Genomic DNA, 16,919 nt, shown 5'->3' with positions numbered 1-16,919 from the left:
TTACTATCGAGTTAGAAAGCCCGCAGGTGTAATGCCCGGGCTTTTTAAATTTCTGCGTGACAACGCACTTTGCTCGCAGTATTAAATAAGGACTTATCTTTATGATAGTCGTCGAGTCGCATAACCACGTTTATTATTTATCTGTAACCTCAAAAAGCAAACCTCAATGAAAAAACAATTTCATTGGCAGATTTCCCTGCTACTCGGGAGCTGCCTTTATTTGGCCGCGTGTTGCAAGCCGGCCAATGTTGGATCCCAGGCCGTACCGCTGATCTCGCAGCAAACCAATAACTGGTGTTGGGCCGCCACTACACAAATGATCACCACTTTTCGGACATGGCGTACAACAGTGCGACCTGGCCAATCAACGTTTCGGCAGAACGGATTGCTGTAGCGGCAATTGCCCGAAAAACGCCGCCTGCAACATGCCCGGCTGGACGATGTTCTCCGAAAGCGGCTTTAACTTCAGGGAATCAACCACGCCTTTACCCTGGGATAGTCTGACCAAATATATTTACTGCCGCAAACAACCGCTGGCCTACGCTTACGGGCCTAAAACAGGCGGTGTGGGGCACGTGCTGGTGATTTATGGTTATGCTACCATCGGCAGCAGCAACTACCTGTTTCTCCGCGATCCCTGGGCGCCGTGTGAAGGCACGGACAGGTCGATTACCTACCAGGAGTACGCTAATTCGGGCAGCACCGACCACTGGCGCACCATGTTTGATTTTAAATTCCGTTAAACCCCTTAAAACGCACGATCATGAAACTTCAGACAATATATCGTTTATCGCCGGCCGCGTTCCTGCTATGTTTGCTGGCCTGTACCGGCGGGCGTTCGGGCGGTAATGGCGGTCCGAATGATACTACCATCGTTATGAATTCTCCACAAAAAGCGCTGGATGCAGCATTGCGAGACCTGCAGCAACTCACCGACGCGCACGTTAAAACCTTTGGCTTTGCTACCGTAGCGGAAGCTAAAGAAGCGAAGGCCGAAGAGCCGGTAAAGGTGCAGGTACTGAGTTTCGATAAACTGCTGGCGGCCGACAGTGCTGCCGCGGTAGATACACTTAATCCACTTTCCCGTTATGAGGAAGTGGGACAGCAGGAACTGGTGTACCCGCTGGCGGTACAGGGGGCGGTAAAATCGACCGTTAAAATAACAGGTATGGGTGAGCGCTGGCAGATCGCGGGATTTGACCAGGGGCATGCCGCAGTCGTGAACAATGCACGTAAACTAAGCCAGGGGCAAAGTTTCGGGCTGATCAGCGTGCCGGGACTGCAGCTGGCTTTCATCGAAACGGGCATGGATGGTCGTCGCCTGTACTACCCCGGTGGTGGGCGATGAAACGTTGGGTGTGTATAAAGACCGGCCGTTAACGTCTTACCAGCTGATAAGGGTGCTGTCGCAGGCTGCCCGCGCTACCAAAGATCGTTACGGCAAAGAAATAGATGGTAAAAACATTGTGAACTAAGTTCCTTTCTTGTATTTGGATTTGGTTACCACCGGCGCCCCTGGACGTCCGGTGGTTTTTTTATGACCGTAATTCCCTTAATTTGCTGTTACAAGGAGACCGGAAATTATGAACCCAGCACATACCTATCAACAAAAGACACAGCAACTGGCCCAGGCCATTAAACAACAGGAAAAACAGCTGCGGCTACTGAGTTTCGTGCGCCTGGCGTGTTTCCTGCTGGCGGTTGGCGCAGGATACGAATACTTTACGACTGATTTTTCTACCCCCTGGCTGCTGGTCATATTCGGCTTCATCGTCGTTTTCGTGTATTCCCTGGTGCGGTATCAGCGTACACAGGATAAGCTGTTGCTGGCCCGTACCCTGCTCGACCTGAACGAAAAAGAACTGGCGCTGGCGACCACGAATACTGCGGGTTTCCCGGACGGCTCGGCATTTATAGATGATCAACATGATTTTGCGGGCGACCTGGACGTATTTGGACCATCGTCGCTGTTTCAACATATTAACCGTACCGGTACGCTGATGGGCGAACGTGCGCTGGCCATGGCATTGAAGCACCCGGTACAGCAGGCGGCAGCCGTTCACGAGCTGCAGGAGGCGGTGAAGGAGCTGGCGCCGCAACTGGACCTCAGGCAGCTCTATACCGCACAAGCTATCATGGCGCAGGAAAAGCCGGAAGATGTGCGGGGGCTGCAACGCTGGTTCGATATGCCCTCTCAATTCGTAGGTAAGCGCTGGCTGCGTGTGGCGAGTCTGGTATTACCGGTGTTGATGCTGGCGGCGATCGTGTATTGGGCAATGAGCGGGAATTATTTTCCCGTATCGCTGTTGCTGTTGGTGAATGCCGCAATGCTGGCTACACATGTGAAAAAGGTGAATGAGATGTATATACACCTGGGTAGTAAAGAACGGGTGTTGCACAAATTTGCGAATATGTTGGAGCAGGTGCGGGAAGCGCCGTGGCAGTCGGCTTTGCTGAAGCAGTACAAGCACACGGCGGACGAGGCGGATGTGGCATTGCGGCAGCTGGCGCGGACGGGCAACCTCCTTGACCAGCGATTAAATGTACTGATAGCGGTGGTGGTGAACCTCTTGTTTTTGTACGATATCCATTGCGCGTTTGCGCTCGAAAACTGGAAAGAAAGATACAAACTGCGCATGCCTTCCTGGCTGGAGGTAATTGCCCGTCTTGAATCGCTGAACAGCTTTGCCACTTTTGCTTATAACCATCCGTCTTACATCTACCCGCATGTGGAAGATGGTGCTGCGACGGTGAGTGGCACTGCGATCGGGCACCCATTGATACCGGCTTCCGAATGTGTGACCAATGAGGTGAAGATCGGCGAAGGGGCGCAGTTCCTGATCATTACAGGGTCTAACATGTCGGGCAAAAGTACTTTCCTGCGCAGCGTGGGCGTAAACCTTCTGCTGGCCATGCAGGGTACGCCGGTCTGCGCGGGTAGCTTCACCTGTACGCCGGCCCGTATTATGACATCGATGCGCATTAAAGATTCCATTGCGCGGCATACCTCCTACTTCCAGGCGGAATTATTACGCCTGCAACATATCATACAAATACTGAAAACCGGGGAGCGTGCATTTATCATCCTGGATGAAATTTTAAAGGGAACGAACTCTGAAGATAAACTCACCGGTTCGCTGAGACTGATCAAACATTTCCTTTCCTACAACTGCCTGGGCATGATTGCTACACACGACCTGGAGCTGGGCGCGCTGGAGCAGCAACATCCGGGATTTATCCGCAACTTCTGTTTCGAAAGCAGCCTTGAAAACGGCGATCTGCACTTTGATTACCGCATGCGCGAAGGGGTGGCGCGGAATAAAAATGCCACGTTCCTGATGCAGCAAATGGAAATCATTTAAACGGAAAATTAATTTTTACATACTAATAAAATTAGTTAGTTTTACTAAAATTATTAGCAGTAAAAATGACTTTGCCGTTCAACGATAATCCTTCCGAGAACCCATATTACAAAGGAAGAGGCGCGCAGATTAATCCGAAAAACCGTTTCCTGAAAGGAGATTACCAGCAGGAGCATGCAGAGGGCATAGATGAGTGGTGGCAGGCCGATGTGCCTACGCAAATATTTGAAGAACATGCCAAAACGCTGGTAAATAAGGTGGATAGTCCGGATGTGGGGATGTGGTATTCCATTAATCCTTACCAGGGCTGTGAACACGGATGTGTTTACTGTTATGCGCGTAACTCGCACCAGTACTGGGGCTTTAGTGCCGGGCTTGATTTCGAGCGCAAGATTATAGTAAAGAGAAATGCGCCGGAGTTGCTGAAGAAGTTCCCGGATAACAAGAACTGGTCGTGCAAGCCGTTGTCGCTTTCCGGTAATACGGATTGCTACCAGCCGCTGGAACGTAAGATGTGGATAACGCGGCAGCTGCTGGAGATAGCTCTGGAGTATAAGCAGCCTGTAGGCATTATCACAAAGAATGCACTGGTGCTGCGCGATAAATATATACTGCAACGGCTGGCCGAACAAAACCTCGTGTGTGTATTCATTTCCGTGACCACACTGCAGGAAGATCTGCGCCTGAAGATGGAGCCGCGTACGGCTACCGGATTACAACGTTTAAAAGTAATAAAGGACCTCTGTGACCTGGTATTCCCGTGGGCGTAATGACCGCGCCGTTAATTCCCGGGCTGAACGATCATGAAATGCCGCAGATACTGGAAATGGCGGCGCAGAACGGCGCTAAGTATGCGGGTTACACGGTGGCGCGGCTGAACGATGCTGTTAAACTGATTTTTAATGATTGGCTGTATAAAAACTTCCCCGACCGGGCGGATAAAGTATGGCATATGGTGGAAGGACTGCACGGGGAAAGTAAACGACAGTGAATGGGGCCGCAGGATGAAGGGCAGTGGCAATATTTCGGAGATGATCAGCCAGCAGTTCCGGATACATACGAAGAAGCTTGGGTTGAACCTGGAGAAGTTTGAGTTTAATACATCGGCGTTTGAGCGGCCGCAGGTGCAGTTGAAATTGTTTTAAGGGCTATTTAAAAGGGCGTAAGCGGCCGGTTTAAGAAATTTTTTTCAATTAACGATTTTTTTACTTGCAAAAATTGTGTAGCATAGAAAAAAGATGCTATCTTTGTTGCAGAGTTAAATAGAATAGCAGTAAAAAGAAGTGTTACACAATTGTCAATATATGAAGCAGATCGATTCACGCACGCAAGCAAAGCTGGCGGCGGGGAAGCGGGCATGTTATAATACTAAGTAGTAAAAAAATTACTTGAAGATATAACAAAGAGGTCCCGCAGGAATGTGGGACCTCTTTTTTATACGTGATGATGCAAAAGGAGTTGATTTATTCACTGTCGCAGAACGCTTGTCGAAAGACATGGATGCAGGTTTTTATTCAAAAAACCGGGCGGGTGAGGTATATTATGATGTAAACAAAGGTTTTTCATTATAGATGCCCGGTCCGCTGAAAAAGTTGGCCGGGTTTTTTCTTTTAGAGGCCGACACGAAAACATAGGATGGAACAGTAATTATATATTAACCGGTACGCGCTTTAATTTTTAAGAAGTGGCTTGCCCCCAAAAACTTGAGCCCATGAGAAATGTAGTACAACTTGTAAGAGAGGCCCTGGTTGAAAACTTTAGGGAGATTGATCGCTGGTTCGATCAGGATCATTCCCTGCTGCACTTCAAACCCACGTTAGACCACTGGAATGCCAGGGAAGTACTGGAGCACATCAGTTTAGCCAACTATTTTTTGCTCCTGATTATTAACAAAAGCACCCGTCGCGCACTGGATCGCCGTGTAAATGGCCTGATCGTGATGCCCCCTGCCAACTACGAAGAAAAGTTCCGCGAACTCGACGAAATTGGCGACGGCAGCTTCAACTGGGTACGGCCCGAGCATATGGAGCCGACCGGTCTGAAAGCGATGTCCGAAGTACGCGCGCTGCTGAAACAGCAATATGCCCAGTGCATGTACAACCTCTCCCTGCTGAAAAACGGGGAAGGAAGGCTGGTCAGCATCAATATGAGTGTGAATAATCTCGGCAAACTGGATATATACCAGTACATCTATTTCCTCACCAAGCATATCCAGCGTCACATCCGCCAGATGCAGAAGCTGGAAGCACAATTTGAGGAGTCAGAAGCTGAGGCACTGGCTTCCTAACATAAACGTATACACGGGTTGTGATTGCAATTCAGCGCCCGTGTGTGCTTACTTATCAAACTTTAAAACAAATAACTATGACCCGGATTAACATAAACATGACTTCGCGCCGTATTGACGACAGGCGGGTCCCGGGCAGGTTATGCGCGTTTCTATAAATAATAGTGAACGACTACATATAACGGCCCGGCGATAAAAAGCCGGGCCTTTTTGTTGCCCGTACCCGCCCTTCAAATCACCTTACATTTAACACACCGGTAAAGCCAATTGCCGCGTGTTCATCAATAAATATCGAATGGCAAAATTAAAACTGAGAGGTAAAGACCTCCGTAACATTGGTTATCCCGAAAGCCCCGTGATCAGCATCGCCATTGGGGTAATGGAATCGCATTACAAGCATTCCACCATGGAAGATGCATTGGCGGTACTGTCCAAAGTACTGGCCGAACCGGAGGCTTACGAACAAGATGAAATATTAGGGAAGATCGCAGCACGCCTGGTAGAAAAGAAAGAGGAAGAAGCCCGGGAACTGCGTGATACCGGTATACAATACGCCGTATATGGCGCGCAATTTATTGATTCTGCCGCCATCCGCCAGATGGAACAGGCGGTACGGCTGCCCGTGGCGGTTGCCGGTGCACTGATGCCGGATGCGCACCATGGTTATGGTTTGCCGATCGGTGGCGTACTGGCTACTGAAAACGCCGTGATCCCTTATGGGGTTGGGGTGGACATTGGTTGCCGGATGTGCTTGTCCATCCCGGACCTGCCGGTGAAACAACAGCAGGCCGAGTACCAGAAGTATGTGAAAGTGCTGACCGATAATACCAAATTCGGCGCCGGTGCTGCCTGGAAACATACGCCCGATGCCGCGGTGTTAGAACGTAAAGAGTTCCGGGAACTGCCGCTGTTGAAGTTCCTGCACGATAAAGCGGTGGGACAACTGGGAACCTCCGGTTCCGGGAACCACTTCGTGGAATGGGGAGTGGTGCAGATCACTGATCCTAACAACGAATGGAACCTGCCGGTAGGTGACTACACGGCGATCTTAACCCACTCCGGATCCCGTGGAATGGGCGCGCAGATTGCGGGCCATTATACCAGGCTGGCGAAGGAACTGTGTCCGCTGCCGCGGGAAGTACAGCACCTGGCGTGGTTGGATATGGATACCGAAGCAGGACAGGAATACTGGTTGTCGATGAACCTGGCGGGAGATTATGCTTCGGCCTGTCATCATCTGATTCACGAACGGTTGGTTAAAGCCATGGGCGCCGAAATACTGGCCCGGGTGGAAAATCACCACAACTTTGCGTGGAAGGAAAAGCATAATGGTAAGGAGATGATCGTGCACCGTAAAGGCGCTACACCAGCCGGTAGAGGCGTGCTGGGGATCATTCCGGGTTCTATGACCGCACCGGGTTACATTGTGCGTGGTCGCGGTGAAGCCGCTTCGCTGGATTCCGCATCGCATGGTGCCGGTAGAGCGATGTCGCGGAGCGCGGCGATGCAGTCCGTAACACGGAGCGCGATGGATAAAATGCTGCGAGACCATGGCGTAACGCTGATTGGCGGAGGCCTGGACGAAGCGCCGATGGCGTATAAAAACATTAATGAAGTAATGGGGGCGCAAACCGACCTGGTGAAAGTCCTCGCCCGTTTTCAGCCGACTATTGTGAGGATGGCTGATGGGGAGTAAGTACCAATAATAAGGAGGGCCGCCTGTTTGGGCGGCCTTTTTTGTTTGTCGGGGTGGCAGTTGGTATTGGTATGGAGGGACGAGGTGCTCGCGGCGACGCCAGCTCGCCGGAGCGTGAATAACAAGTAGCGACGCCATCCCGTATCGGAGCCAGACTGCATTAAACAGCAGCTAACATCGGGCTAAGCACCAGATAAAGGCGGATATATAGCAGCTATAAGACCGCTGTATTTGGAGATAAGGTGGACTTAAGGTGGACTAGATCCGGTGTTGATGCGGATTTGTGCAAAAATGCCGACGATCAGGTGCGCGCGCACAAATTTGTCGCGATTAGCAGGTGTTTTTAGGGTTGATGGGCGGTGTGGAAGGTAAAAAGTAAGCGAAAGGAGGCATTTTGAGGGGTATGGGCATAAGGGGGCGGGCCGCCTGTACGTTATAGGCGACCATGATCAACAGCTATTAAACTAGCCGGGATTAGCGCCTTTTGCCGTATTGCCGGGAGCGGACGGTGGAAGGGATTCGTTGGATGCCGGCGGCTGTGAGGGCTTGCCGGTTTGTTTTTTAGCGGCGGGCACGATGGCGATGATATCCGCGGCGTTGTAATCGCGATATCCCATGTGGCGCAGTTTGCCACAGTCTTCTACGCAGGCGATGGCCTCGAGTACTACGATGGCGGCGCCGTTGTGCGCAACGGGGATGGTAAGACAGAAAGCAGTGATATCGCTGGCCTGCTCGAAGCTGAGGGTAACGATTTCGCTGGTGGCGGCGGCACACTGGCCACGTTCTATGTCCGGGAAGAGCGCGAACGCGCGGAACTGCATGTGCCGCACTTTGGAATTGAACTGTGACAGCAAGTTGCTGAGTGTTACCTGCAAATTTCCGTCGTACAGGCGTTGTACGGTGTAGTGGCAGCTTACGCCGCAATGCTGGTTGATGCGGAAGTGTTCGAGCGCATGGAGGTTGCCGGTGGTCACCTGCCTGCGGCCCGCGTTGCGGACGAGGTCCGACTTAACGACGCCGACCATGGCCTTGTTCAGGCGGTTGAGGAAGGTGTGATCGCGGTACAATTGTACTTCGGCATTTACGCCTTTGCGGATAACGGCGGCGGCATGACTGGCGGCGCCGAAGTCGCGGGCGGCGCGTTTGGTGGCGCCGGTCTGGCGTACCTTTTTGGGCCGTCGGCGCATGCGTATTTTGCCTCTTACGTTGTAGGCGATAACGTCGTCCAGCGGTCCCGTGAACTTGATAACGGAGTTCATGATACCCATTCGTATATTCGGTTTGTTGAATCCTTAATTTACGAAAGGGTTGATACAGAAAATGTTAATGTGTGTTGTGACGGGTAAAGTGATGCGGCTGAAGTGAGTGACACAACTGCGGCTGAAAAGAAGAATAAAAGATGACTTAAAAAAACTTTACAAGCGCTGGAAGTACTTTTCTACTTCCGGCAGGGCGATCTTAAACCAGGGCGTAAAATCTTCCGGGCGCTCCGCCATCCATCTGCGGATGTCCGTAAGCGTTATATAGCGATAGCTGCCTACTTCTTCGGGGTTGGGCGTAATTTCTCCCTCCCAGCGGCCAACGAATACATGATCGAATTCATGTTCTATGAGCCCGTTGTCAAATTCGGCACGGTACGTAAAATTAAAGGCTGCCTGCAGGGGGCAGTCGAATCCCATTTCTTCTACCAGCCGGCGGTGTGCGGCCGCATCTACCCTTTCGCCGGGCGCAGGATGGCTGCAGCAGGTGTTGGTCCACAAGCCTGAGAGTGGTATTTGCCGGCGGCACGTTGTTGCAGCAGCATTTCTCCGCGTTGGTTAAACACGAAAACAGAGAAGGCGCGGTGCAGCAAACCTCGTTGGTGGGCTTCCAGCTTTTCCATGGTACCTACCGGCTCGTCGTTTTCATTAACTAAAACAACGGCGGCGGCGATCGTATCGCTTAACATAGGCGGTTACGGGTTAAGTTTAACAAAGCCTAAGTTACGCTTATTCCTGTTTGATAAAAGCATTTCCTGCTGGTTGGCAGCAGTAGTGACGTGTTTTTGATGAAGAAATACGATTGTTTTTCGGGTGTTACGTAAAAATGATCTACAGTTGTCTGGGTTAATTAACGGTACTTGAAGAATAGATAAGATACGGTGGTTTGTTTATTTGGGTGTTAGTGGTGCATCACCTGCGCTTTCAACATCTTCCGGGCGAAGTGGATGCGGCTTTTAATTGTTCCGAGGGGTTCGTGCAGGATATCTGCGATTTCGAAATACTTAAACCCGTCGAGAAACAATAAAAAGGGCTTTTTGAAGATGACCGGCAGCTGGTGAACGGCAAGTTGGATGTCCTTAACCCGGAGCCCCGACTCGGCCTGGTTGCAGATAATGGCCTGGTGCGAGTTGAGGAGGAAGTCGTTCCCGGAATTGTCGAAGCAGAGGTGTTGTTTACTCTTTCGCCGGTAATTGTTGATGAATATGTTCCTCATGATGGTGTACAGCCAGGCCCTGATGTTTGTTCCGGCGTGGTATTTTTCCTGGTTGGAAATGGCCCGGAACATGGTTTCCTGGTACAGGTCTTTGGCTGATTCCGCGTCCTTTGTGAGGGTAATCGCGAATGGTTTGAGGAAATCAGCATTGCTGAGTAATAGGGTGTTAAATTCAGCGGATGACATATAGATAGTGTTTAAATGGTTACAATACTAATTTAAACAAAAAAGCGTTACGGCCCAAGAAAACAGACGGCTTTTTTTTGTATCACACAAAGGTGCAAAAGACGTTTAAAGTGCTAGAAATCAACTGTAAAAATGACAACTAAAAAGTACAAATGTGCTATTGTAGCAGCGGGCGCATCTTTAAGTTGTTTAACTATTTTGGGATATGAATTAAGATTTATACAGATGCGTGGTGATTTTGTTATATGAATATACGGGAATTGGGGGCGGATGGTTCGGGGAGTTTCGATTTTGACAAGGATTGGCGGGGTTTGTGCTGTTTTAGAGCGAAACTAGTATTATCCAATGTTAGATGTTGTAACAAGCGTTTGGGGGCTGGTAATAATGTTTATCTGCGGTAGGTGTTTATTGTGCTCATTTATTTTGCTGTACATATCGTATTAAATATAACATGTTTCTTGTTCAGGTCGTTTTGAGTGTAGAAGAAGAATTGATTTTCAATCTCCTGACATTTATCTGCTATTTTTAATAAATTTGCCTGCATTTTTACTACCCCAATCCCAATTGGGGCGGAAATGTGTTTCCAAAATTCGAGAAGTTATACGTCTTATGATTAAAAAACTTTTGTTGCTTCAATTGTTCGTGCTTGTTACCCTGTGTGTTAACGCCCGTGTATCCACTATGTCGTCTGAAGCCATGAAGCAGATGAAAGTCGAAAATCTGAGCGACGACCAGGTGCGGCAGATTGTGGCGGAGATGAAGCGGAACAAAATGGACATTTCGCAGATTGATGCGTATGCACAGCAGAAGGGAATTCCTGCCTCTGAGGTGCAGAAACTGAAACAAAGGATCGTGGCGCTCAACCTCGAAAAGGAATTGACAACTACTACAAAATCCGACAATACCGTCACAGATTCCGATACGCGTACAGTGGATGAAGCTACCAGCACGCCGATGACTCACGACGAATTAAAAGCATTGCAACGTCGTCGCCGCATATTTGGTTCAGAATTGTTCTCCAATAAAAATCTTTCATTCGAACCCAATCTCCGTATGGCTACGCCAGGCAATTACCAGCTGGCTGCGGGCGATGAAATACTGATTGATGTGTATGGCTACTCGGAAGTGCAGCATCGGCTGAAGGTAACGCCAGAGGGGTACATCCGAATCCCTAACCTCGGGCCGGTATTCGTAAATGGCCTGTCGATGGACGAAGCGAGAGAACGCATTACCAAACAGCTGGCCACTATCTACGGCGGTATCCGATCGGGTAATACCTTTGTAAGCATATCCCTGGGTAATATCCGTTCTATTAAAGTATTGCTGATCGGTGAGGTGATGGCGCCGGCTACTTATACCTTGCCTTCGCTGGCCACGGTGGCGAATGCGCTGTATGTTTCGGGTGGCCCCACTGAAAATGGTTCGTTCCGTAACATCCGGGTAATCCGTAACGGTAAGCTGATCGCCACTTTTGATCTTTACGACTTTTTGTCTAAAGGCGACCTAACTAATAATGTGGTATTGCGCGACCAGGACATTGTACGCGTAAACCCCTATACTACCCGCGTGGAGTTAGCCGGACAGGTAAAGCGCCCGGCTATTTTTGAAGCCAAAGAAGGCGAAACGTTGCAGACGATCCTGGATTTTGCGGGTGGTTATACTGATCTGGCTTACCGCGATAACATAAATGTACAACGCATTAATAAAAAGGAACGCGAGGTATTGACCGTACCTTCGTCCCAGATTGGGAGCTTCTCTTTGAAATCCGGTGACCGTTTTTATGTGGATTCTATCTTGAATACCTATACGAACCGGGTTACTATCTCTGGTGCGGTTTTTCATCCTGGAGACTATGCTCTCACGCAGGGCATGACGCTGGCAGACCTGATTAAAAAAGCGGACGGGGTACGTGAAGAGGCGGCGCTTAATCGGGGGTTGATCCGGCGTTTGCAGGCCGATCGTTCGCCCGCTTATGTGGCATTTGATGTGGAGAAGGTGCTGAGCGGGCCACAATCACAGGTGCTGCAGCGGGAGGATAGCGTGTTTATCTTCAACAAGGCGGATTTAAAAGAGTCGTACCAGGTGAAGATTTCCGGTGAGGTGAACAAAGGTGGATATTTTGCTTATGCAGATAGTATGCACCTGGAAGACTTGATTTTATTGGCCGGCGGATTAAGAGATGCGGCTTCATTGCAGCACGTGGAAATATCGCGTAGGCTGCGGAACGTAACATACAACGGGACGGATACGACGTTGGCAATTATCAGACAGTTCGATATTACGCCGGACCTGCGATCTGAGAACGCAGGTTTTGTATTACAACCGTTTGATGAGGTTACGATTAGAAGATCACCGATATATAATGAGCAGGGAAATGTGTATTTGGATGGAGAGGTGCTATACCCTGGCTGGTATACGATCAATTCAAGGGCTGAACGGATCTCTGACCTGTTGAAACGGGCAGGCGGGCTGCGGCAAGAGGCCTACGCGGAAGGTGCCGTATTACTGAGAAAAACCTTTTTGAACGAAGGTGATAGTGCTTTATTGAGTAGTAAACTTGACTTATTTTATAGTTCGCTGAAGGATACCACCGCGATATCAAAAGTTCAAAATACGATTTCCAAAAAGGAGCAGCTTTTAGGCATACAGTTAGAAAGAGTTTTGGAGAATCCCGGATCGAAATATGATCTGCTTTTAGAAGAGGGTGATGTGATACGCATCCCGAAACGTATGCAGACAGTGCAAATGTTTGGCGAAGTATATTTTCCGAAGAAAGTTCGCTTTGATAAGAACTACACGTTCAGAGACTATGTTCGTGGTGCGGGTGGTTTCACAAGCTCGGGCCTTAGGCGTAAAAGTTACGTCGTTTACGCAAATGGAGAAGTGAAAAGTACGAAACGGGTGTTGTTTTTAATAGTTATCCCAAAGTTAAGCCTGGCGCCGAAATTTATGTGCCGACAAAGAAGGAAGGCAAGGGCTTGACTGGGGCTGAAGTTGTTGGACTAACCACTGGAATAGCGTCATTTGCCTTGATCATCGTTACAATTCTTGATAAGATAAAATAAGCTCAAACATTATGGAGCAATTGCAGGAAAAGGCCCCTTATAGCAATGAAATTCCGGTAAAAGTCGTATTTCAAATGTTAATCGATTGGTACCGGTATTTTTTGCGTAACTGGATAATTATCCTTATCGGCGGTTTGGTTGGAGCTTTAGTCGGCTTGTCCTATTCCATACTTAAACCCACGAAATATGCCGCTGAACTTACATTTGTGCTCGAAGACAGTAAAGGTCCCGGCCTTGGAAATATTATGGGGCTTGCAAGTCAAATGGGCTTTGATTTAGGAGGCGGTGCGAGTAGTGGTGTATTCTCCGGAGATAACATTCTTGCGTTTTTAAAATCAAGACTAATTGTGGAAGAGGCGCTGCTTTCAAAAGTAAACATCAAAGGAAAGGAGCAAAGTTTGGCTGACTATTACTTAACTGCTAATGGTTTTCGGGATCAATGGAAAGATTCACGAGAACTATCAACGATTTCGTACAATCCTGACGTAGCGCGTTCTTCTTTTACGTTTTATCAGGACAGCATAATGCTCCTCATTTATGATCGATTGGTTAAAACCGAACTGAATGTCGGAAAGCCGGATAAAAACTGAGTTTTATTGCTGTAAGTGTTACTTCGGCAGATCCCTACTTCGCAAAATTGTTTTGCGAGCGTTTGGTAGATGTTGCTACCGCTTTTTATACAAAAACTAAAACCCAGCGCTCCAAAGCGAATGTCGACGTTTTACAGACTAAGGCAGATTCACTGGAAAGGCTGTTAAACAGGAAAACATATGCTACCGCTGCAGCCCAAGACTTAAACTTAAATCCAGCCAGGAGTTTGGCCAGAGTTCCATTAGAGATGGAAACAAGAGATAAAATGGTAGTGCAAACAATGTACGCTGAGGTAATTAAAAATCTTGAGTTTAGTAAATTGACAATGGCTCAGGAAACTCCAATTATTCAGATCATAGATACTCCGGTGTTCCCGCTTAAAAAAATTCGGCTTGGCAAGGTTAAAGGTATAATCACAGGAGGCATGTTAGCGGGTTTTTAGTGCTGATTGCTTTAGCAATCAGAAGGTTTTACAGGCAACTAATGATATAATTAAAAACTATGACGGGCGCTCAATTGAAAATAGCAGTAATAGGACTTGGCTATGTAGGCTTGCCGCTGGCAATTGAATTTGCAAAGAAATTTGACGTGCTGGGGTTCGACATCAATTCCTCACGAGTATCTGAACTCGCCGATGGGATAGATCATACCAGAGAAGCTGACATCGAACAGTTGCGATGTGCTATGAATGGGACATCCGATGGGCGGTTAAGATTTTCTAATGACATATCAGAACTTAGCGCATATAATGTATTTATTGTAACAGTTCCTACTCCTATAGACCAATTTAAAGCCCCTGATTTGCAACCTCTTCTTCGAGCTTCGGAGATGTTGGGTAAAATACTTAAGGAAGGAGATTTGGTCATTTATGAATCAACTGTATATCCAGGTTGTACGGAAGAAGATTGTGTACCTGTACTTGAAAAGAGCTCCGGTTTGAAATTTAATGTAGATTTTTTCTGTGGTTATTCTCCGGAACGGATCAACCCGGGTGATAAAGTTAATACGCTTACAAAAATTCGGAAGGTCACTTCGGGCTCAACACCGGCAATTGCTGATCTCGTTGACAGGATTTACGGCAGCATCATCGTTGCAGGCACACATAAAGCGCCAAGTATAAAGGTGGCCGAGGCATCTAAAGCGATCGAAAATGCGCAAAGGGATGTTAACATAAGTTTCGTGAACGAGTTGGCGCTGATCTTTGATCGGATGAATATAGATACTAACGACGTAATAGAGGCCGCAGCTACCAAATGGAATTTTTTAAAATTTAAGCCCGGGCTTGTAGGTGGCCATTGCATTGGCGTAGATCCGTATTATTTAGCCCATAAGGCAGAGTCACTTGGCTATCATCCTCAGGTTATATTGTCTGGAAGGCGTGTTAATGACAACATGGGAATGTTTGTCGCCAACAAGCTTGTTAAGCTAATGATTAAAAAGGGGCATAAGATAGATGGCGCCCGGGCGTTGATACTGGGTGTAACATTTAAAGAAAACTGTCCAGATATCAGAAACTCACGCGTGGTTGACATTTATAGAGAGTTAATACAATTTGGCCTTCATGTTGATGTATATGATCCTCATGCAGATATTGATGAAGTGCATGAAGAATATGGTATTCAAATGATATCAGATATCGAACATAAATACGATGCGATAATACTGGCTGTGTCCCATGAGGAGTTTCGCAACCTTGATTATGCTATAATGAAGTTTGGAGAAAAGGCAATTGTATTCGATACAAAAGCATTCCTGGATAGAAACTTGGTAGATGCTAGGTTGTAAAAAAGATAAATTGTGGAGATAAACAATATTCAAATACTCGAATTACCCAAGCATCTGGATCTGCGCGGCAATTTATCTTTCGCAGAAAACGAAAGGCATTTCCCCTTCGCGATCAATCGCGTGTATTGGATTTATGACGTGCCTGGCGGCGAGATCCGGGGAGGGCATGCATTTAAAATGCAGCAGGAACTTATCATCGCATTAAGCGGAAGCTTTGACGTGATTGTAGATGATGGAAGGTCCAAACAAAAAGTGACACTTAATAGATCTTACTACGGGCTTTATATTCCTAACGGCTTATGGCGTCATATGGAAAATTTTTCAACTAATTCCGTTGCGATGGTACTGAGCAATACTGCGTTCAGCGAAGACGACTATATTCGTGACTACGAATCTTTCAAACATTACAAAAATGCATGAGAAATACAACGTGTTTGAATGCGGAATAGTGGAGCTTGCCAAAATTCGAAACAGGGCGGGTAATATAACTGTTGTGGAAAACGAATTTCACATCCCCTTCCAGATAAAGCGGGTATATTATCTGTATGATGTTCCTGGTGGAGAAAGTAGGGCCGGACACGCACACCGTAACCTGGAGACATTCGTAATTGCAGCTAGCGGAAGCTTTGATGTTTTAATTGATGATGGGGTTACCCGTAAAACAATTGCTCTGAACCGGCCTAACTATGCTTTACATATAAAGCAGGGAATATGGCGTGAAATACATAATTTCTCAAGTGGGGCGGTGTGTTTGGCGTTGGCTTCAGAGCTTTATGAGGAAGCAGACTATATCCGCGATTATGATGAATTTAAAACTTACCGAGGCGCTTAACATAAATTACAAATGGCTATAAAAATACATCCTACCGCAGATGTGCAATCTCTCAATATCGGCGATGGAACCATGATCTGGCAATTTTGTGTTGTATTGGCAGGCGCAACGATTGGTGAGAATTGTAACATTAACTTTAACTGCTTCGTTGAAAATGATGTTGTTATTGGAAACAATGTTACAATTAAGTCGGGCGTGCAGGTTTGGGACGGTATTAGGATCGAGGATAACGTTTTTATCGGTCCCAATGTAACTTTCACGAACGATTTGTTGCCGCGCTCAAAGGTTTACCCCGCTTCTTTTGCCTCTACTATGGTCCGTCGAGGCGCATCAATCGGAGCAAACACCACCATAGTGGCAGGAACAACCATCGGAGAATTTTCTATGGTCGGCGCTGGTAGTGTAGTAACAAAATCCGTTCCTGCACATGCCTTAGTGTATGGGAATCCTGCTAGGCATCGCGGATGGATACACACCGATGGGACGAAGCTGAACGCCTGTGGCGAAGACATATGGCGATCGCATGATGGCGTATTATATAAAAAAGGAGTTGATGGATTAATACGCCACGAGTCGATGTCTTAGCTTGAATAGGGGCTGAAACCACTGTATCTAATCTGTTTCTAAACGAACAAATTCT

Annotated in this window: 21 protein-coding genes; 17 read left to right on the top strand and 4 right to left on the bottom strand. The window is 47.8% G+C overall.

The window, feature by feature from the left end:
* Nucleotides 1-166: 166 nt before the first annotated feature.
* From MKQ70_RS42680 to MKQ70_RS25205, 10 genes are all read left to right on the top strand, one after another.
* The gene (locus tag MKQ70_RS42680) at nucleotides 167-394 is read left to right on the top strand and encodes a papain-like cysteine protease family protein (protein WP_372490033.1); all 228 of its coding nucleotides are present in this window, start codon (nucleotides 167-169) and stop codon (nucleotides 392-394) included.
* Nucleotides 395-425: 31 nt separating this feature from the next.
* Nucleotides 426-743: a hypothetical protein gene (locus tag MKQ70_RS25245; protein WP_248075189.1), complete on the top strand. Its 318-nt coding sequence runs from the start codon at nucleotides 426-428 to the stop codon at nucleotides 741-743.
* 20 nt (nucleotides 744-763) lie between these two features.
* Entirely contained in the window at nucleotides 764-1,348 is a 585-nt protein-coding gene (locus MKQ70_RS25240) for a hypothetical protein (RefSeq protein WP_248075186.1), read from the top strand.
* Entirely contained in the window at nucleotides 1,311-1,475 is a 165-nt protein-coding gene (locus MKQ70_RS25235; RefSeq protein ID WP_248075184.1) for a hypothetical protein, read from the top strand. The genes MKQ70_RS25240 and MKQ70_RS25235 overlap by 38 nt, the downstream gene beginning before the upstream one ends.
* A 108-nt stretch (nucleotides 1,476-1,583) precedes the next feature.
* Nucleotides 1,584-3,362, top strand: a complete 1,779-nt coding sequence (locus tag MKQ70_RS25230; RefSeq protein ID WP_248075183.1) for a MutS-related protein — start codon at nucleotides 1,584-1,586, stop codon at nucleotides 3,360-3,362.
* 65 nt (nucleotides 3,363-3,427) lie between these two features.
* The gene (locus MKQ70_RS25225; RefSeq protein WP_248075181.1) at nucleotides 3,428-4,132 is read left to right on the top strand and encodes a radical SAM protein; all 705 of its coding nucleotides are present in this window, start codon (nucleotides 3,428-3,430) and stop codon (nucleotides 4,130-4,132) included.
* Nucleotides 4,132-4,353 (top strand): hypothetical protein, encoded by a 222-nt coding sequence (locus MKQ70_RS25220; protein WP_248075178.1) that lies wholly within the window; start codon nucleotides 4,132-4,134, stop codon nucleotides 4,351-4,353. Before MKQ70_RS25225 ends, MKQ70_RS25220 begins: the two co-directional genes overlap by 1 nt.
* Nucleotides 4,354-4,366: 13 nt before the next feature.
* Nucleotides 4,367-4,507 carry a hypothetical protein gene (locus tag MKQ70_RS25215; protein WP_248075176.1) on the top strand — a complete coding sequence of 47 codons (141 nt, stop codon included), beginning with the start codon at nucleotides 4,367-4,369 and terminating at the stop codon, nucleotides 4,505-4,507.
* Between the two features lie 566 nt (nucleotides 4,508-5,073).
* Nucleotides 5,074-5,649, top strand: coding sequence for a DinB family protein (locus MKQ70_RS25210; RefSeq protein ID WP_248075174.1), 576 nt, complete (start codon nucleotides 5,074-5,076; stop codon nucleotides 5,647-5,649).
* Nucleotides 5,650-5,944: 295 nt separating this feature from the next.
* Nucleotides 5,945-7,345: an RtcB family protein gene (locus tag MKQ70_RS25205; protein ID WP_248075172.1), complete on the top strand. Its 1,401-nt coding sequence runs from the start codon at nucleotides 5,945-5,947 to the stop codon at nucleotides 7,343-7,345.
* Between the two features lie 464 nt (nucleotides 7,346-7,809).
* On the opposite strand, the gene MKQ70_RS25200 is transcribed toward MKQ70_RS25205, so the two are convergent.
* The 4 genes from MKQ70_RS25200 to MKQ70_RS25185 all read right to left on the bottom strand — a co-directional run bounded on the left by MKQ70_RS25200 (nucleotide 7,810) and on the right by MKQ70_RS25185 (nucleotide 10,006).
* Nucleotides 7,810-8,613, bottom strand: coding sequence for a hypothetical protein (locus tag MKQ70_RS25200; protein WP_248075169.1), 804 nt, complete (start codon nucleotides 8,611-8,613; stop codon nucleotides 7,810-7,812).
* 147 nt (nucleotides 8,614-8,760) lie between these two features.
* Nucleotides 8,761-9,105 carry an isopentenyl-diphosphate Delta-isomerase gene (locus tag MKQ70_RS25195; RefSeq protein ID WP_282456702.1) on the bottom strand — a complete coding sequence of 115 codons (345 nt, stop codon included), beginning with the start codon at nucleotides 9,103-9,105 and terminating at the stop codon, nucleotides 8,761-8,763.
* Nucleotides 9,057-9,293, bottom strand: coding sequence for an NUDIX hydrolase (locus tag MKQ70_RS25190; protein ID WP_248075167.1), 237 nt, complete (start codon nucleotides 9,291-9,293; stop codon nucleotides 9,057-9,059). Before MKQ70_RS25190 ends, MKQ70_RS25195 begins: the two co-directional genes overlap by 49 nt.
* 212 nt (nucleotides 9,294-9,505) lie before the next feature.
* Nucleotides 9,506-10,006 (bottom strand): RNA polymerase sigma factor, encoded by a 501-nt coding sequence (locus MKQ70_RS25185; protein WP_248075165.1) that lies wholly within the window; start codon nucleotides 10,004-10,006, stop codon nucleotides 9,506-9,508.
* A 609-nt stretch (nucleotides 10,007-10,615) separates the two neighbouring features.
* Between MKQ70_RS25185 and MKQ70_RS25180 the strand changes: the two genes are divergently transcribed.
* From MKQ70_RS25180 to MKQ70_RS25150, 7 genes are all read left to right on the top strand, one after another.
* Nucleotides 10,616-12,988, top strand: coding sequence for an SLBB domain-containing protein (locus MKQ70_RS25180; protein WP_248075163.1), 2,373 nt, complete (start codon nucleotides 10,616-10,618; stop codon nucleotides 12,986-12,988).
* Between the two features lie 94 nt (nucleotides 12,989-13,082).
* Nucleotides 13,083-13,661 (top strand): hypothetical protein, encoded by a 579-nt coding sequence (locus MKQ70_RS25175; protein ID WP_248075161.1) that lies wholly within the window; start codon nucleotides 13,083-13,085, stop codon nucleotides 13,659-13,661.
* A gap of 62 nt (nucleotides 13,662-13,723) precedes the next feature.
* Nucleotides 13,724-14,104 (top strand): hypothetical protein, encoded by a 381-nt coding sequence (locus MKQ70_RS25170; protein WP_248075159.1) that lies wholly within the window; start codon nucleotides 13,724-13,726, stop codon nucleotides 14,102-14,104.
* A 59-nt stretch (nucleotides 14,105-14,163) separates the two neighbouring features.
* On the top strand, nucleotides 14,164-15,447 hold the full coding sequence (locus tag MKQ70_RS25165) for a nucleotide sugar dehydrogenase (RefSeq protein ID WP_248075157.1): 1,284 nt from the start codon (nucleotides 14,164-14,166) through the stop codon (nucleotides 15,445-15,447).
* Between the two features lie 12 nt (nucleotides 15,448-15,459).
* A complete protein-coding gene (locus tag MKQ70_RS25160; RefSeq protein WP_248075155.1) occupies nucleotides 15,460-15,867 on the top strand; it encodes a sugar 3,4-ketoisomerase in 408 nt (135 codons plus the stop codon).
* Nucleotides 15,860-16,279 (top strand): sugar 3,4-ketoisomerase, encoded by a 420-nt coding sequence (locus tag MKQ70_RS25155; protein WP_248075154.1) that lies wholly within the window; start codon nucleotides 15,860-15,862, stop codon nucleotides 16,277-16,279. Before MKQ70_RS25160 ends, MKQ70_RS25155 begins: the two co-directional genes overlap by 8 nt.
* Nucleotides 16,280-16,291: 12 nt before the next feature.
* On the top strand, nucleotides 16,292-16,864 hold the full coding sequence (locus MKQ70_RS25150; RefSeq protein ID WP_248075152.1) for an acyltransferase: 573 nt from the start codon (nucleotides 16,292-16,294) through the stop codon (nucleotides 16,862-16,864).
* Nucleotides 16,865-16,919: the final 55 nt, after the last annotated feature.

Origin of the sequence: Chitinophaga sedimenti (genome assembly GCF_023156195.1) — a bacterium.
GTDB lineage: Bacteria > Bacteroidota > Bacteroidia > Chitinophagales > Chitinophagaceae > Chitinophaga > Chitinophaga sedimenti.
The sequence above is the reverse complement of the archived record's forward strand: the minus strand, read 5'-3'. Positions and strand labels throughout refer to the sequence as shown.

Bases quoted from the DNA above. Each gene is read 5' to 3' on its own strand.
- MKQ70_RS42680 (WP_372490033.1), top strand. From the start codon at position 167: ATGAAAAAACAATTTCATTGGCAGATTTCCCTGCTACTCGGGAGCTGC.
- MKQ70_RS25245 (WP_248075189.1), top strand. From the start codon at position 426: ATGCCCGGCTGGACGATGTTCTCCGAAAGCGGCTTTAACTTCAGGGAA.
- MKQ70_RS25240 (WP_248075186.1), top strand. From the start codon at position 764: ATGAAACTTCAGACAATATATCGTTTATCGCCGGCCGCGTTCCTGCTA.
- MKQ70_RS25235 (WP_248075184.1), top strand. From the start codon at position 1,311: ATGGTCGTCGCCTGTACTACCCCGGTGGTGGGCGATGAAACGTTGGGT.
- MKQ70_RS25230 (WP_248075183.1), top strand. From the start codon at position 1,584: ATGAACCCAGCACATACCTATCAACAAAAGACACAGCAACTGGCCCAG.
- MKQ70_RS25225 (WP_248075181.1), top strand. From the start codon at position 3,428: ATGACTTTGCCGTTCAACGATAATCCTTCCGAGAACCCATATTACAAA.
- MKQ70_RS25220 (WP_248075178.1), top strand. From the start codon at position 4,132: ATGACCGCGCCGTTAATTCCCGGGCTGAACGATCATGAAATGCCGCAG.
- MKQ70_RS25215 (WP_248075176.1), top strand. From the start codon at position 4,367: ATGAAGGGCAGTGGCAATATTTCGGAGATGATCAGCCAGCAGTTCCGG.
- MKQ70_RS25210 (WP_248075174.1), top strand. From the start codon at position 5,074: ATGAGAAATGTAGTACAACTTGTAAGAGAGGCCCTGGTTGAAAACTTT.
- MKQ70_RS25205 (WP_248075172.1), top strand. From the start codon at position 5,945: ATGGCAAAATTAAAACTGAGAGGTAAAGACCTCCGTAACATTGGTTAT.
- MKQ70_RS25200 (WP_248075169.1), bottom strand. From the start codon at position 8,613: ATGGGTATCATGAACTCCGTTATCAAGTTCACGGGACCGCTGGACGAC.
- MKQ70_RS25190 (WP_248075167.1), bottom strand. From the start codon at position 9,293: ATGTTAAGCGATACGATCGCCGCCGCCGTTGTTTTAGTTAATGAAAAC.
- MKQ70_RS25185 (WP_248075165.1), bottom strand. From the start codon at position 10,006: ATGTCATCCGCTGAATTTAACACCCTATTACTCAGCAATGCTGATTTC.
- MKQ70_RS25180 (WP_248075163.1), top strand. From the start codon at position 10,616: ATGATTAAAAAACTTTTGTTGCTTCAATTGTTCGTGCTTGTTACCCTG.
- MKQ70_RS25175 (WP_248075161.1), top strand. From the start codon at position 13,083: ATGGAGCAATTGCAGGAAAAGGCCCCTTATAGCAATGAAATTCCGGTA.
- MKQ70_RS25165 (WP_248075157.1), top strand. From the start codon at position 14,164: ATGACGGGCGCTCAATTGAAAATAGCAGTAATAGGACTTGGCTATGTA.
- MKQ70_RS25155 (WP_248075154.1), top strand. From the start codon at position 15,860: ATGCATGAGAAATACAACGTGTTTGAATGCGGAATAGTGGAGCTTGCC.
- MKQ70_RS25150 (WP_248075152.1), top strand. From the start codon at position 16,292: ATGGCTATAAAAATACATCCTACCGCAGATGTGCAATCTCTCAATATC.